A 15,228-nucleotide genomic window follows, 5' to 3' on the forward strand; every position below is an offset into this window, starting at 1 on the left:
CTCCTGAGACCTAAGACTGCGCGTTTGCCTTTGCTTTTCTCTTCTGCAGATATGCTTTCACAAACGGGAAAGCGAAGGAGAAGATCGTGAAAAGGAACAGGATCAGTGTCAGCGGTCTTGTAAAGATGTCGAGGATGTGTCCCTGGTACAGCGTCGCTGTAACGGACGCGGATCTCTCCATCATCGGTCCAAGCAGAAGAGCAAGGGCGATAGGCGATGTCGGGAAGTTGTTTCTCAGCATGATGTAGCCGAGTACACCTGCGCCGAATCCGACAAATACATCGAAGATGTTCTTGTTGATGGAGAACGTACCTACCGTTGCAAGCACTACGATCGTTGTACAGAGGATCGATTTCGGGATCTTCAGGATCAGGCTTCCGCACTTGCAGACCCCAAGACCTACAAAGTACAGAAGAATGTTAATCAGTGCAAAACCGATAATCAGTGTATATACCGTATCTGCATGTTCTGTGAACAGCGTCGGTCCCGGCTGTACGCCGTGTACGATCATGGCGCCGAGGAACAGAGCCGCGGGAGCGGATCCCGGGATACCGAGAGTCAGCAGCGGGATCAGGGAACCGCCGGTAACGGCGTTGTTCGCGCACTCGGAAGCGATGATACCTTCTGCGCTTCCCTTTCCGAACTCTTCCGGATGCTTGGATGCTTTCTTTGCCTCGTTGTAGGACAGGAAAGCAGCGATATCCGGGCCGGCTGCCGGGATGATACCGATTACGATACCCCAGATCGTGGAGCGGACCGCGTTAACTATGTTTGATTTAACAGTTGCAGCTTTGAGCTTCATGGAGCCGACTTTTCCGGCGTCCGCCATCTTGCCCATGGGGTCTTCCAGCATCTTGAACAGCTCCGGGAAGGAGAACAGTCCGATGAGGACGACGTTTACGTCAAATCCGCCGGTCAGGGCAGAGTTGCCGAATGTAAATCTCGGGAATCCGTTGACCGGATCCTGTCCGAAGCACGCTATAATCAGCGCGACAATGGCCACAAGACATCCTTTAAACAGGTTGTCCTGGGAGAGCATAACAACAACCGACAGACCGAAGATCGCGACGAAGATCTGCTCCGGCGCGCCTACCATCATGGCGATTCTCGCAAGCAGCGGCGCGCAGAGAAGAAGCGCGATACTGGACCAGAAACCTCCGAACGCACTGCCCAGTGTAACGAGGTGCAGCGCATGTCCGGCTTCGCCCTTTTTCACAAGGGCCTTACCTTCCAGCGACGTGGGCACCGAGGCCGGCGTACCGGGGATACCGACGAGCACCGCCGGGATGGATCCGCCGTACACACCGCCGCAGTACAGACCGGAGAGGAGCAGAAGGCCCTGTCCCGGGTCCATGCCGTATGTAAAGGGTACGAACACTGCTACCGCCATCGTAGCGGAGAATCCGGGCAGCGCTCCGAACACAATACCGATTGCCAAACCTGCCAGACAGATCAGGAGGTTCATCGGCGTAAAGACATTAGTTAAGCCGAGCAATATATTTTCCATAACAAAAATTCCTCCTAATTACAGATTCAGCGAGATCCAGCTTCCTCTCGGAAGGATCACCGACAGGAAAAGACTGAATACATAGTAGATAACAAGTGTCAGGATCACGGGCAGAAGAACGACAACCACTTTGTTTTTCGTCTTCAGCATGATCAGCGATACAATACCGAACAGTACTGTGTCAAAGATGTAACCGATCTTGTCCAGCAGGAACAGATAGGCAAGCACAAGCACGAAGTATGCAACAAGGATTTTCCACTGATCTTTAATGTATGTTTCATATATTTCTGAAGTTTTGTATTTTGCGATTCTGTAGACCAGAAGGCCTCCCGTCATGATGTAGCTGACGATAATCAGCACAGTCGGATATGTGGCCGATTCTGCGGGGATGTCACCCAGCTGCACCGTCAGGCTTACAAGAAAGAGCAGGATCGCGAGACAGCATATGACGTCGGATGTGCTCCGTTTCATCTGGTTTGAATTCATAGTTTCCCTCCTAACTTATCAGATAACTCACGGATGTCGGAGTTCCATACTTATTATGAAGAGATTTGCTGTAAATCAGCATATCATGAGATTTACTCAAAATCGGCGTTGTCGATCATCTCTCTGATGCTGTTGTGGTTCTCCTCATAGTAGCCTGCGAACTCATCGATTCCCATAAAGTCAACTGTAACTCCGGCTTCCTCAGCCGCAGCGACGAACTCTTCATTCTCACATACCTTTCCGATCGCATCGGACAGTACCTGAAGCACTTCCTCCGGTGTTCCCGCGGGAGCTACAAAACCTCTCCACATCACAGAGTTGAAGTTTTCCAGTCCTTCGATTCCGGACTCGGCAAGTGTCGGCACATCGGGAAGAAGAGGATGTCTCTCTGCGCTTGTAACAGCGATCGGCTGTACGTTGCCCGCATCGATCTGTGCCGTTGCCTCGCTGATGAACGGAGTCGCCACGTCGCAGTCGCCGCTGGCTACGTTGTTGATGGCTGTCACACCGCCGTCAAACGCGACACGCATAAAGTTCGTTCCGGTTGCTTCCTCCACTTCCATCTTCAGGAAATCCCAGTGGCTCCATGCTCCTCCGATTCCCCATGTGGTGCTTCCGTCCTGTCCTGCTGCGATCAGGCTTTCCACATCTGTGATGCCGGAGTTGTTGCTTGCAACGATGACATGCGGGTCAGCGGAGAACTGCGCGATCGGAGCGAAGTCATCCTTTGTATAGGTAACGCCGTCAAAAAGCGCATCTCCGTTGGAGTCTGTGGATGAGAAGTAAGCGATTGTATAACCGTCCGGGTTTGCGTTCACCAGATTTGTAAGACCGATTGTTCCGCCACCGCCGGATACGTTGTTGATAACGAATGTCTGTCCCAGTTCCTGCTCAAGGTAGGAGCAGACAAGACGGGTTGCGATATCAGCGCCGCCGCCTGCCGCGTAGGGAACGATAACCTCTACGGTTCCGGTCGGATAGTCAGTTGCGCCTGAACCATCCCCGCCCTCAGAGCTGCTTGAACTGTCAGATCCTCCGGTGCTTGATCCTCCTACGGAGAGAGCGCCGCAGCCGGAAAACAGCCCCGCTGTCATGGCCAGCGTCAGCAAGAGTGCCACACTTTTTTTCTTCATAATTTGTTTCCTCCTTTAAGAATGTTGATACTCCAAATAAAAGCAATAGCAGTGCCAACTGAAGATACAAAAAATTTTTTGGTGATAATTAATAAAAAATTTATGTCTTTTTTCGAATTTTAACAAATGAATTGTAATACTTGCATGAATTTTGAAAAATGAATTTGTCGGTGCTTTTTATATTTTGAGATTGCATCGCAATATTGAATTGCAAAATGATGCACTGAAATGCGATGCGCAATAAAATGCAACTTGTCTTTTTCTGTTCTTTCCTGTATAATTTTCATAGCCTGAAAATGGTTCGGAGGTACGTTATGATACATATGGTTTTTTTCGCGCCGTATCCGGAAATTCTGCCCACGATTGAGCAGGTTTTCCGGGAGAGGCCTGACCGGGAGGAGCTGGATTATAAAGTTGTCCTGGATTTTTTTAACAATCCGCTTCAGGATATTGATGCCGATGTGATTATTGCCCGCGGATTTACCGCTCATACGATGGAAAAAGAGGGCTTTGTCTGTGCGGAACTGAAAGTGACGGGCTATGATGTTGTCAATGCGATTACCCGGTGCCTTTCCATGCATCCGGAAGAAAAGAATATTGCCATTGTAGGCGCTTATAATATGATATACGGGGTGGATATGATCACTTCGAACTTCCCTTCGATCCATATCACATCCTATCCGATTCTGGACGAGACGGAACTGGAGGCAACGGTCGAGAAGGCGATCGCCGACGGCAACACAGCCATGGTCGGCGGATATACCACGGTGAAAATCGCGAAGAAGCACCAGATCCCCGCTGTTATGATCGAGTCGGGCAGGGGAGCTGTGAACAATGCGATTGCGGAGGCGAAAGCTGCTGCTGAGATTTCCATGCGGGAACGGGCGAGGAGCAATGAGATTGCCAACATTATGAACTATTCCTTTCAGGGGATTATTGCCATCGACAGAAACGGAGTGATCACGATGGCGAATAATTACTGTTATCCGATTCTGGCGGACAGGGGAAGCTCGCTTGTCGGACGGCATATCCGCGAATTTTTTCCGAACCTTCTTGTGGACGAGGTGACCGGCAGAGGCGCGAAGATCCTGTCGGAGCTTCACAAATATAAACAGCTTCACCTCATGGTGAACTGTGTGCCGATTATGAATGAACATGAAGTGTCCGGTGCGGTACTCACGTTCCAGAATATTACGCAGATCCAGGATGAGGAAGATCTGATCAGGAAGAAACTGCACAGGTCCAGCCACCGGGCGAAGTATCATTTCAACGACATTATCCATCAGAGCGGGGCAATGGATGCGGCCATATCAGATGCGAGAAATTTCAGCTATTCTGATTCCAATATTCTGATTTACGGAGAGACGGGAACCGGAAAAGAGCTGTTTGCGCAGAGCATACATAACTCCAGTTCAAGAAAGAACTATCCTTTTGTGGCCATTAACTGTGCTGCGCTTCCGGAGAGTCTTCTGGAGAGCGAGCTGTTCGGATATGTGGAGGGAGCGTTTACGGGGGCTGCCAAAGGCGGAAAGATGGGATTCTTCGAGATCGCCCACAGAGGAACGATCTTTCTGGACGAGATCGGGGATATTTCTGCCAGCCTCCAGAGCCGGCTTCTGCGTGTGCTTCAGGAGCGGGAGATCATGCGGCTCGGAAGTGATACGGTCATTTCGGTAGACGTAAGAATCATCTCCGCAACGAACAAAAATCTGAAAGAAGAAGTTGCGGCAGGAAATTTCCGGCAGGATCTCCTCTATCGTCTGGATGTACTGGAGCTGAGCCTTCCGCCTTTAAGAGAGAGGGGCGGGGACGTTGCCTATCTGCTGGATCATTTCCTCGCGCTTGAGCATGAGCGGACGGGAAGAGCTCTTTCCGGGCTGACGGCTGAGGCAAAGAATCTGCTGTGTGAATATTCGTGGCCGGGGAATATAAGAGAAATGCGCAATTTCTGTGAGAGACTTTCCATACTCTGCCAGACGGCGCAGGCCGGAACGAAGGATGTGCTTCGCGCGCTTCCGGATGCCGGAAAGCGGACTGAGGAGCAGGAGGCGGCCGGCCGTATGACGCATCCGGAAGCGGGAAAAGCATACGGTACGGAGCAAAACGGGGAAAAAGAACGGTCTGCCTATCCGGTGTACGACGAGAAACAGGCCATACTGAGTGCGCTGGCAGCGTTTCACAACAGCAGGACAAAGACGGCGGAATTTCTCAATATGAATAAAAGTACGCTGTGGAGAAAGATGAAGAAATATAATATACAGGTACCGCGATAAACCGGCTGAACAGCCGACGGTGAAGCAGCGGGGGGAACCGGGGAGAGAAGCTAGCGGCCGGTGTGGCCGCCGTCTCTTGAACTGTTCATATACCGGTACACAGTCGGCACCGAAATATTGAGCTGTGAGGCGATTTCCTTCACAGCTCCTTTCATGGAAAGAATTCCCTGCTCGTCAAGGCGGTGTACCAGAGCGGCGCGCTCTTTTATTGTCATGCGCTCCGGAGGGATCTTTGTCTGTGCAATGGCGTCTGCCACGAGATTCGGCAGAATACCGGCTACAGGACGCTCGAAATCTTCCTGATATTCGGAGTTCTCCGGCTTGTTCAGCTCAAATGCGCCAAGCAGGTTCTGCAGTGCGGACAGCGCCGCGCTGGCGGGAAGAGTATCTTTGTTCACACAGAGCAGACCGATCAGCCGGGAATTGTTTTTAATAAAATAGGTAGAAGAGAGAAACGACTTCCCTTTTGAACTGCCCTCATAATTCAGAACGCAGTCTGTGTCAGCATACATTCCCTTTTCCATTGTGGCGCGCGCCAGATCAGTCATCGGGTACCCGATCTTTCTTCCGGTTGCACTGTTTTCAATCGCGATAATTGAGTGTTCAGGATCCCGCACGTCGTGAATGCAGAGTTCACATCCCGGGCCAAGAACCTGTCCGAGAAAAGGAAGCAGATCTGTATAGATCTTTAATACTTCGTTGTCAGTCATTGTCAATTTCCCCCGAATGATTTTTTGAAATTTTACGAAATTATTATATAGAATATTTTTGCAAAATACAAGGGAACTTGTTATACTTAGTGCAGCGTAATACTTTAAAACCGGCCGGCTCAGAAGTGCCTGCCGGGAAAACGGAGGGTGCAGGATGAAAAAGAACAGTGCGAGGGTTCCTTTGTACGAGAAGCTTCTGAAGGAACTGAAAAGTCAGATCGTATCGGGGGTATATCAGAAAGGAGATCTGCTCCCGAGTGAAAAGGAGCTGATTGACGCGTACGGAGTGAGCAGGATTACTGTCCGGAAGACGCTCTCGATTCTGGCGGAGATGGGTTTTATAGAGACGTGTCAGGGAAAAGGGAGCGTGGTTCTCTTTGGACCGGAAAATTCCGGAAGCAGCGATGATTTTAAGCGGGCGGTCGATGAGTATTATCATGATTTTATGTCGTCGTCGAATATCCGTCTGCTGCTGGAGCCGGAGATTGCGAGGCAGGCGGCTCTGATGGCGTCAAGAGAGCAGGTTGCCCACCTTAAGACGCTGATAAAGCGGGAAGAAGACGAGAGGGATGTGGATGAATTTCATCGCGCTGTGGCGGAGATTCTGAACAATGACAAACTGAATGACATGCTGGGAGAGCTGATTATATATGAAAATTCAAAAGCGTCTCTCGGTACGATTCAGCCGGAGCTCCAGGATGAGGTCGGAAAAGTTGTGGAAAGCCACCATCAGAAAATATACGAGGCGATCAGGGACAGGAATCCGGAGTTTGCCTATTTTTATATGAAGGAACACACTTTATATATGAAGAAACGGTATGAGGAATACTTTGCAAGAATGAGAGAATAAGACGGGATAAGTGTGCTGGAATAAAGATGTGGAGATAACGTGCGGAGCGGCCGCGTGGAAGAAATGATTCTTCTGCGCGGCTGTTTTTTATACATTAAGGAGTTCCCGGGCGCGGGAGTTGGGAAAATACAATGTCCTGAGGTGTAATGCAACATGTCATATTATAAAGTATGATAAAAAATTTAAAAAAGCGATAAAAAATATTGCGAATTCCCATATAACATGTTATAATTCATAACAAGTTGAAGCTTCAAACGAAAATTGTAGGCGCGGTTCCGATTCTGACAGGTCTTGACCTTGAGAGCATCTCAAGACTTGGAAACGGTTTAAGCCTTATTTACGTGCTCTTCCCGATTTCCACCGGATATATAATCTATAAGAAAAATCCGGAGGCGATGGCCAGGTCAACATTCAAGATCGGCAAGACGCCGCTTATGATTATCACGACAATCGGCCTTGCCGGATATGTGATGGCAGCGATCTTAAACTTCGCTGATATCCAGAATGCGGGAATGATGCTTGTTATATTCTTCGCGGCGGTGATTATTTACGCGTTCTTAAGAGAGAAGCATGTCAATAAAGTTGCGGAAGAAAAGAGGCTTGCGGCTTCAGGCAAAGCAGAATAGAAAGCATTATGAGTGTGGCACACTCGGATGTGGAAAAAGGATGCCATGGCGCATCCTTTTTTCTGCACCCGGCGTATAAATGAGGTTCAGGCGGCCGCATCATAAAAAGAATGGATGGAGACAGCGAAAATGGAACATTTTGCGATAGTTGGTTTTGGATGTGCGGGCTATCACGCCCTTACGGCAATCCGGGAAGCGGGATGTGACGCGCAGATCGATGTTTACAGCGATACAGATCTGCCGCCGTACAACCCCATGCTCACAACATACTACGTGTCCGGGAAACTGCCGTACGAAGGGCTTTTCCCCTTCGGGACACTCCCTGAGATCGGAGAAAAGTACAATGCCCGTTTTTTGACTCAGACGCGCGTGAAAACAGTTTCAGCGGCGGAGAAAAGTGTGGAGACAGAGGACGGGGAGAAAAAATATTACGATAAAATCCTGATCAGCACAGGCGCGACCGCTTTCGTGCCGGGATCATTCGCAGCCCTTAAGGGAGCGCACTGCATGCGCACGGTGGAGGACGCGGTAAAACTTAAGGAGAAACTGGAGAGCGCGGAAAGCGAAACGTTTAAAAGCGCGGTTGTTGTCGGCGCCTCCATGGTCGGAATCAAAGTGGCGGAGCTTCTCCACAAAAGAGGAATCCATGTCACCCTTGCGGACATGGCTCCCCATATCTTTGCCCTCGCGGCGTATCCGGAAGTATCGGAGATGATTGAGGAGAGAATCCGGAAGATCGGCATTGACATGGCGTTCGGCCAGGCGATCACGTCAGCGGACGAACACACGGACGATGAGGGAAATGTGACGGGATACACCGTTCACCTGGGAGATGGAAGCGAGATCGGGACAGATCTTCTGATTCTGAATATCGGTACGCGGGCAGCCACAGGCATCTTAAGTCCGGATGAGGTGAAGATCGACAGAGGCATTGTCGTAAATGAGAGGATGCAGACGTCGGCAGAAGGCGTCTACGCGGCCGGGGACTGCTGTCAGGGCAACAATCTTCAGTCCGGACAGACGCAGATCATCGGTCTGTGGGCCAACGCGGGCGTACAGGGAAGAGTCGCGGGCAGAAACATGGCGGGCGTGCCGGATGAGGCCGACGGCAATATTCTTCACAATATCACGCATTTCCTTGATATGGACTTTATCGGGCTCGGAGACAACCGGCTTACCGGAGAAGTGTATGAATACACGAGCAGAGACAAAGGGTTTTATCTGCGGGCGGTTATGAAAGACGGACGGCCTGTGGGATTCAACATTCTTGACAATTACGGCATGTCGGGTGTGCTCAAAGCTCATCTGATCAAGATCCTCCGGGGGGAGCCGCTTAAGTTTACGCCGGAGCAGAGAGGACAGCTTGTGCATTTTGGTCTGGATGAAGAATTTATCGAACATTTGGAGGCAATGGTATGACTGATCTGGAGAGAAGAATAAAAGCGAAGATCCCGGGCGAGGATACGGGAATTGAGATCCGCAGAACCATGTGTGATATCTGTTCACCTGGAATGCACTGCGGAGTGAACGCGTATGTAAACGACGGAAAAGTGATCAAGATAGAAGGAATGGACGGACATCCGAGAAACGACGGACGTCTCTGCACAAAGGGAATGGCGAACCGCGAGTACATCTACCGGGAAGACCGCATCATGACGCCGCTTAAACGCGTCGGAAAAAGAGGCGAAGGAAAGTTTGAACCCATCTCATGGGATGAGGCGTATGCCCGGATCGCGAAAGGTCTGAACGAGGTAAAGGAAAAATACGGCGCGGAAAGTGTGGCGTTTTATTCCGGCTACTCCAAGTGGTACCGCCAGATGCTAAGAAGGTTTACATACGCTTTCGGAAGCCCGAACTACGGATGTGAATCAAGCGCGTGCTACACGGCCGCGTTTATGGCGTGGAAAGTAGCGGCGGGCGAGCAGGCAAATCCGGATATTGCAAACTCGGATCTGTTCCTCGGATGGGCGTACAATCCGTTCTACTCTTCCTATATGGAAGCGAAAGAAGCGATGGAACTCAAAGAAAAAGGACTGAAGTTCATTATCGTGGACACAAGACGGACGCCCGCGACAGAGAAGCTGGCAGACCTTTTCCTTCAGCCGAAGTCGGGCACGGACGGAGCGCTTGCGCTCGCTGTCGCAAATGAGCTGATCAGAAATGACTGGATTGACAGAGAATACATTGACAAATACGTCTACGGATTTGACGAGTACGCACAGTATGCGGCGGGGTTCAATGAGACGAACGTGGAAGAGCTGACAGGCGTGCCGTACGCTCTCGTACAGGAAGCGGCACGGATGATCCATGAGAATCCTCGGATGAGCTGCAATGAGTCTTCCGCGCCGCTGTGCCATCACAGAAACGGACTGCAGAACTACAGAAGCGTTCTCTCTCTGCTTGCGATTACCGGCAACTTTGACAGAAAAGGCGGCCAGATCCTGACTCCCCACACCTATATGCATGTGGCGTGCGGATTCACGACGAAAGAGGAAGAGTATCTGTATGAGACACGCCCGGAAGATGTGAAAGACCCTGTGGGCACAGAGAGATTCCCGCTGTGGAATTATCTGGAAGGCGAGATGCAGGCGATGGATCTGCCCCGCCAGATACTGGAAGGGACTCCGTACCCGCTCAGGGCTGTGTTTGCCCTCGGCATGAACGCCCGTATGTTCCCTGATTCCGGACGGATGTTCCGGGCGCTTGAAAGCCTTGACTTCTTCGTGGATACGGATCTGTTCCTGACAGACACTGCGAAGTGGGCAGATATCGTACTTCCCGCGTGCTCCTCTTTTGAGCGCGGAGAGTTCAAGCCCTACAGCGCGGGAACTGCCTGGTACACGAATCCGGCCATCGAGCCCCTCGGGGAGTCGAAGAGCGATGTGCAGATACTTACAGAACTTGCACAGGTCATGGATCTGCCGGACGAGGCGCTGAAAAAAGGATATGAGTATTTTATCCAGTACTATATTCTGGACGATTACGGCGTGACGGTGGATGAGCTTAAGAAAGTGACGCTTCCGGTGAAGATCGCGGATGTGAAGGAACATGTTGATTTTGAGGATCTTGAGAAGGGCCTGAACACGCCGACCGGAAAGTTTGAGTTAAAGAGCGCGATTATCGAGCAGCATCCGGAGTGGGGGCTGAACGCGCTTTCCACATACCGCCAGCCGCTGGATGACGCGGATCCGGAAAAATATCCGTTTGTGTTTACCTCCGGTTCCCGGATTCCGAACGCGTGCCACAGCCGCCTCCACAAAGTCCCGAGAAACCGGTCATTAAGACCCGATCCGATGGCGGATATGAACAGGGAAGACGTGAGAAGACTGGGACTCAAAGAAGGCGATATGATCGAGATCTTTACGGAGAGAGGTTCCATCAGCGTGAAGGTCAATCCAACGCTCACAGTGCCGGAAGGACTTGTCAACCTGTTCCACGGCTATTCCGAGGCGGACGCGGAGAGCATTATGGACGGAGATCATCTGGACCCGTACTCCGGGTTCCCGGCATACCGCTCCACGCGCTGCGCGGTGAGAAAAAAGGAGGAAGCGTAGAATGAAAAAGTATCTGTTCTTTGATTCGGAGAAATGTTCTGCCTGCGGCGCGTGCGCCCTGGCATGTATGGACCAGAACGATATCGATATCCCGGCAGGGGAACAGCCGTTTCGGAATACATTTACCCTGGAGGGGAAAACGGGCGATCTGCATTTTTACTCGGTGAGCTGCATGCACTGCATTGACGCTCCGTGCGTGATGGGATGCCCCAGCGGATGTCTGACAAAAGATCCGGAGACCGGGTTTACTCTGTACGACAACACGAACTGCATCAGCTGTCACTCCTGCGCGATGGCCTGTCCGTACGGCATCCCGACATTCGGGACGGACGGAAAGATGCGCAAGTGCGACGCATGCATTGAAAGACAGAAAGCCGGCATGAAACCGGCCTGCGTTAAAATCTGCCCGACCGGAGCTCTGACTCTTCTGACAGAAGAAGAATTTAGGGCGCGCCAGGTTGCGGAGCAGAAAAGAAAAGCAAGACTAATGATGGAAAAGCAGCTTTTGGAATAAGAAGCGGTTTTAAAGATTTTTGAAGATTTGAAAGGCGGGGAAAACAATTTATGGCACTTGGTTTTATCTGTGTGGCGGGAGCCGGGACGATACTGGGTATTATGCCCACGATTCAGAAACAGGTAATGTTAAACGGGCTGCCGATGTACAGCCTGATGTTATACACAAGCTGGACAATTACGATTGTGTGTATTCTGGCGGCACTGATCAGAAAGCACAGTCTGAAGGCGTCGAAGGTACAGGTGATACAGGGACTTCTGATGGGAGTATTCGGACTTTTCCTGACGCCGATCCTTCTCAACAGCAGTTATCTCTATCTTCCGGTCGGAACAACACTGATGCTGAACTTCCTTTACCCGGCGATCGTATGCATCATTATGGGAGTCGGGTTTAAGGCAGGATTTAGCAGGCTGCAGATAGCGGCGATTGTGGTATCCATTCTCGGAATGGCATTCTTAACCGGCGCGGGCGGAGATCTGTCGGGAAAAGGAATTGCCATGGCGATCGCATCGGCCTTCACGTACGGCATTTATCTTGTGGGAAATGAGAAAGGGCCGGTCAACGAGCTGCCTATAGAGGTGAAGATGTTTTATATCTCTCTGCCGGGGGCGGCTGCGTTTTCGGTGATCGCTCCGGCGACGGGATCTTTCGTTGTACCGGATAATATCACAACCTGGGTGATGGCAATCGGAGGTTCCGGCCTCTTCACCGTGGGAGGATATTTCCTGATGATATACGGTATCGGCAAACTCGGCGCATCGACTGCGGCATTCGTATCCATGGTGGAGCCGATCGTGAGCACGGTATTCGGTACATTGTGGTTCCGTGATCCTGTGACTGTGGGAATTGTAGCGGGAAGCTGCCTTGTGGTCGGAAGTATTCTGCTGATCGCGATTGACGGATATCAGAAATCAAAGAGAGGCACGCAGAGCAAAGCCGGTCAAACTGCATAAATGACAGGTTGAATAATTCCGGCAGTGCGGATATAATAAATAAAATAAGGTGTCAATGACGACAGCGGGGACGCCGCGGCAGCAATGCCGACGGCGTCTTTGTTCCTTAACGGGAGGATAAAATATGGATCTGTTGATTCTTGCCGGAGGAAAGAGCAGGCGCATGGGCGGCAGGCACAAGGGAAACCTGATTCTGGACGGAGAGTCTTTTACACAGAGGCTGATCCGGGAGCTGGGAGACGGGGCGGAGCACATCTATCTGTCCTGCGGCGCAGAGTACAGGGAGACGGCGGATGTGGCGGAAAAATGTATTCTCATAAAGGATATCTGGCCCGGGTGCGGGCCGATCGGAGGGCTCCACGCGGGATGCGCCGCGTGCAGGGCGGATGCCTTTATGGCCGCGGCGTGCGACATGCCGTTTTTAAAAGCGGGACTGTACCGGTATCTTGCGGATCTTCTGGATGATTATGACGGGGTTGTGCCTGTGATCCGAGGGCGGATGCATCCGCTGGCGGCCGTGTACAGGAAGCGCATTCAGAGCAGCCTGGAAGAGCAGATACAGGAGGGAAATTACCGGATTATCAATGCCCTTGAGAAAAACCGGATCCGCTATGCGGATATCACCGGAATGAAAGAGTATGAAGAGATGCTCTGCAATGTCAATACGGAAGAAGAGTATGATAAAATAAAGCTCGGACGACACGAAAAAAACTAAAAAAACAAAGGATACGGATATGGAAGATTTAACACTGGAAGGTGCTCTTGACCTTCTGCTTGAACGGGTAAGCATGATTGAAGAGACGGAGAGTGTGCCGCTTATGGAGGCGGTGGGACGCGTGCTGGCCGGGCCGGTAAGAGCGTGGCATGACCAGCCGCCGTTTCCCCGTTCCCCGCTGGACGGGTATGCGGTGAGAAGCGAGGACATAAAGGACGCGTCGCCGGATCATCCGGTCTGCCTGAAAGTGCTCTGCGAGACGGACGCGGGGCACGTAAGCGATGTGTGCGTGACGCCGGGAACCGCGGTGCGCATTATGACGGGCGCGCCCATTCCGGACGGGGCGGACTGTGTGATCGCGCAGGAAAAGACCGACTACGGGGAGGAGACAGCGCAGATATACGGAAGCGTCCCCGCGGGCGGAAACTACTGCCAGCAGGGCGAAGACTATAAGGCGGGCGACCTGATTCTTGAAAAAGGCACCACACTTGGAGCGGTGGAAGCGGGCGTTATGGCGGGGCTTGGCTGTTCGGAGGCGGTTGTCTACAGAAGGCCCAGAGTGGCGGTCATCACAACCGGAGACGAACTGATCATGCCGGGAGAGCCGTTAAAAGGCGGAAAAATCTATGACTCCAATCTGTATACGGTTGTCACCAGGCTGAAAGAGTTCGGTGCGGAGATTGTATTTGCGGATCTTGTAAATGACGTGGCAGAAGAGGCGGCGAAGATGGTCAGAGAGGCAGCAGAGAAGGCGGATCTTGTCATCACAACCGGAGGCGTGTCTGTCGGGAAAAAGGATATTATGCATGAAGTGATCCGGATCCTGGGATGCGAACAGCTCTTCTGGCGGATCGCCATAAAGCCGGGCATGCCTACGCTCAGCGCAGAGTATGACGGAAAGCTGCTTATCTGCCTGTCGGGCAATCCGTACGGAGCGGCGGCGAACACAGAGCTGCTTGTGCGCCCGATCCTGGCGAAGATGTCGGCGCGCAGCGATCTGGAACCGAAGCGGGTGAAGGCGGTTTGCGAAAACGGGTTCCCGAAGAAGAGTCCCGTCACCAGATATGTGAGAGCAAACTACAGTGACGGGCATGTGCGGATTCCGGACGGATCAGACTCTTCGGGTATTCTGAGCACCATGTGCGGCTGCAACTGTCTGATCGAGATCCCGGCGGGGACAAAGAGACTTGACAGGGGGGATTCGGTATGGGTGGTTCTGCTGTAGATGACGGAGGGAAAAAGAGAATTATCGCAGTGTGCGGCGTGAAAAACTCCGGAAAGACGACACTGCTTGTACGAATGATAGAAAAATTTTCCGCAGAGGGCGTCCGTACGGCTGTGATCAAGCATGACGGCCACGATTTTTCCTGTGACATTCCGGGGACAGACAGTTTCCGGCTCAAAGAGGCCGGGGCATACGGAACGGCAGTCTTCTCTGCAGCGCGCACTTTCGTACACCGAACCGAATTTCATACAGAATCCCGGGCGCAGAAAGAGGCGAGGGTGAAAGAGCTGGCGGCGCTTTTCCCGGATGCGGAAATTATCTTTGTTGAGGGAATGAAAGACAGCCCCTACCCGAAGATCGAGGTGATCCGCGAGGAAATCTCCCGGGAGCCGGCCTCCAATCCGGAGGGACGTTTCCTGATTGTCACGGACAGAAACAAAGACGAATACGGAGAAGAGACCGCATCCTTTGAGGAGATTGAGAAGATTGTCCGCATCGTGAGGGAAACTGCGGGAATCAGTCAGAAAGGAGAATACCGGTGAGAGACGGATTTGGGGTAGTGTCAAATGAGTTATGAAAAAATAAAGTCTAAGAAATAGGCTCAGATTGAACCTTGAAAATTGCAGATATGATGTTTGATGGCAACTTACGCCACCCTTGACAGCACACAAAAGCAATGCTC

14 protein-coding genes are annotated in these 15,228 nt (G+C 51.6%); 10 read left to right on the top strand and 4 right to left on the bottom strand.

From position 1 onward, the window contains the following. Positions 1 to 10 precede the first annotated feature (10 nt). The 3 genes from LKD70_RS17325 to LKD70_RS17335 form a co-directional block, all read right to left on the bottom strand. Positions 11 to 1,507 (bottom strand): tripartite tricarboxylate transporter permease, encoded by a 1,497-nt coding sequence (locus tag LKD70_RS17325; RefSeq protein WP_227709126.1) that lies wholly within the window; start codon positions 1,505 to 1,507, stop codon positions 11 to 13. Positions 1,508 to 1,525: 18 nt separating this feature from the next. After that, positions 1,526 to 1,993, bottom strand: a complete 468-nt coding sequence (locus LKD70_RS17330) for a tripartite tricarboxylate transporter TctB family protein (RefSeq protein ID WP_227709127.1) — start codon at positions 1,991 to 1,993, stop codon at positions 1,526 to 1,528. Positions 1,994 to 2,085: 92 nt separating this feature from the next. Continuing rightward, the gene (locus LKD70_RS17335) at positions 2,086 to 3,126 is read right to left on the bottom strand and encodes a tripartite tricarboxylate transporter substrate binding protein (protein ID WP_227709128.1); all 1,041 of its coding nucleotides are present in this window, start codon (positions 3,124 to 3,126) and stop codon (positions 2,086 to 2,088) included. 314 nt (positions 3,127 to 3,440) lie between these two features. Between LKD70_RS17335 and LKD70_RS17340 the strand changes: the two genes are divergently transcribed. After that, positions 3,441 to 5,399 (top strand): sigma 54-interacting transcriptional regulator, encoded by a 1,959-nt coding sequence (locus tag LKD70_RS17340; protein ID WP_227709129.1) that lies wholly within the window; start codon positions 3,441 to 3,443, stop codon positions 5,397 to 5,399. Between the two features lie 50 nt (positions 5,400 to 5,449). On the opposite strand, the gene LKD70_RS17345 is transcribed toward LKD70_RS17340, so the two are convergent. Beyond that, positions 5,450 to 6,109, bottom strand: coding sequence for a helix-turn-helix transcriptional regulator (locus tag LKD70_RS17345; protein WP_227709130.1), 660 nt, complete (start codon positions 6,107 to 6,109; stop codon positions 5,450 to 5,452). Between the two features lie 154 nt (positions 6,110 to 6,263). Between LKD70_RS17345 and LKD70_RS17350 the strand changes: the two genes are divergently transcribed. The 9 genes from LKD70_RS17350 to mobB all read left to right on the top strand — a co-directional run bounded on the left by LKD70_RS17350 (position 6,264) and on the right by mobB (position 15,088). After that, positions 6,264 to 6,959: a FadR/GntR family transcriptional regulator gene (locus tag LKD70_RS17350; protein WP_227709131.1), complete on the top strand. Its 696-nt coding sequence runs from the start codon at positions 6,264 to 6,266 to the stop codon at positions 6,957 to 6,959. A 242-nt stretch (positions 6,960 to 7,201) separates the two neighbouring features. After that, complete coding sequence (locus tag LKD70_RS17355; RefSeq protein ID WP_227709132.1) at positions 7,202 to 7,585, top strand: hypothetical protein; 384 nt, start codon at positions 7,202 to 7,204, stop codon at positions 7,583 to 7,585. Positions 7,586 to 7,714: 129 nt separating this feature from the next. Beyond that, positions 7,715 to 9,004, top strand: a complete 1,290-nt coding sequence (locus LKD70_RS17360) for an NAD(P)/FAD-dependent oxidoreductase (RefSeq protein ID WP_227709133.1) — start codon at positions 7,715 to 7,717, stop codon at positions 9,002 to 9,004. Continuing rightward, complete coding sequence (locus tag LKD70_RS17365) at positions 9,001 to 11,139, top strand: molybdopterin-containing oxidoreductase family protein (protein ID WP_227709134.1); 2,139 nt, start codon at positions 9,001 to 9,003, stop codon at positions 11,137 to 11,139. Before LKD70_RS17360 ends, LKD70_RS17365 begins: the two co-directional genes overlap by 4 nt. Position 11,140: 1 nt before the next feature. Continuing rightward, a complete protein-coding gene (locus LKD70_RS17370) occupies positions 11,141 to 11,653 on the top strand; it encodes a 4Fe-4S dicluster domain-containing protein (protein WP_227709135.1) in 513 nt (170 codons plus the stop codon). Between the two features lie 50 nt (positions 11,654 to 11,703). Further along, positions 11,704 to 12,606 (top strand): DMT family transporter, encoded by a 903-nt coding sequence (locus LKD70_RS17375; protein ID WP_227709136.1) that lies wholly within the window; start codon positions 11,704 to 11,706, stop codon positions 12,604 to 12,606. Positions 12,607 to 12,730: 124 nt separating this feature from the next. Next, on the top strand, positions 12,731 to 13,321 hold the full coding sequence (locus tag LKD70_RS17380) for a molybdenum cofactor guanylyltransferase (protein ID WP_227709137.1): 591 nt from the start codon (positions 12,731 to 12,733) through the stop codon (positions 13,319 to 13,321). A 19-nt stretch (positions 13,322 to 13,340) separates the two neighbouring features. Further along, positions 13,341 to 14,546 (top strand): molybdopterin molybdotransferase MoeA, encoded by a 1,206-nt coding sequence (locus LKD70_RS17385; protein WP_227709138.1) that lies wholly within the window; start codon positions 13,341 to 13,343, stop codon positions 14,544 to 14,546. Then, positions 14,528 to 15,088: a molybdopterin-guanine dinucleotide biosynthesis protein B gene (gene mobB, locus LKD70_RS17390; RefSeq protein ID WP_227709139.1), complete on the top strand. Its 561-nt coding sequence runs from the start codon at positions 14,528 to 14,530 to the stop codon at positions 15,086 to 15,088. Before LKD70_RS17385 ends, mobB begins: the two co-directional genes overlap by 19 nt. Positions 15,089 to 15,228 lie beyond the last annotated feature (140 nt).

This window comes from Ruminococcus turbiniformis (assembly GCF_020687545.1).
GTDB lineage: Bacteria > Bacillota > Clostridia > Lachnospirales > Lachnospiraceae > Mediterraneibacter > Mediterraneibacter turbiniformis.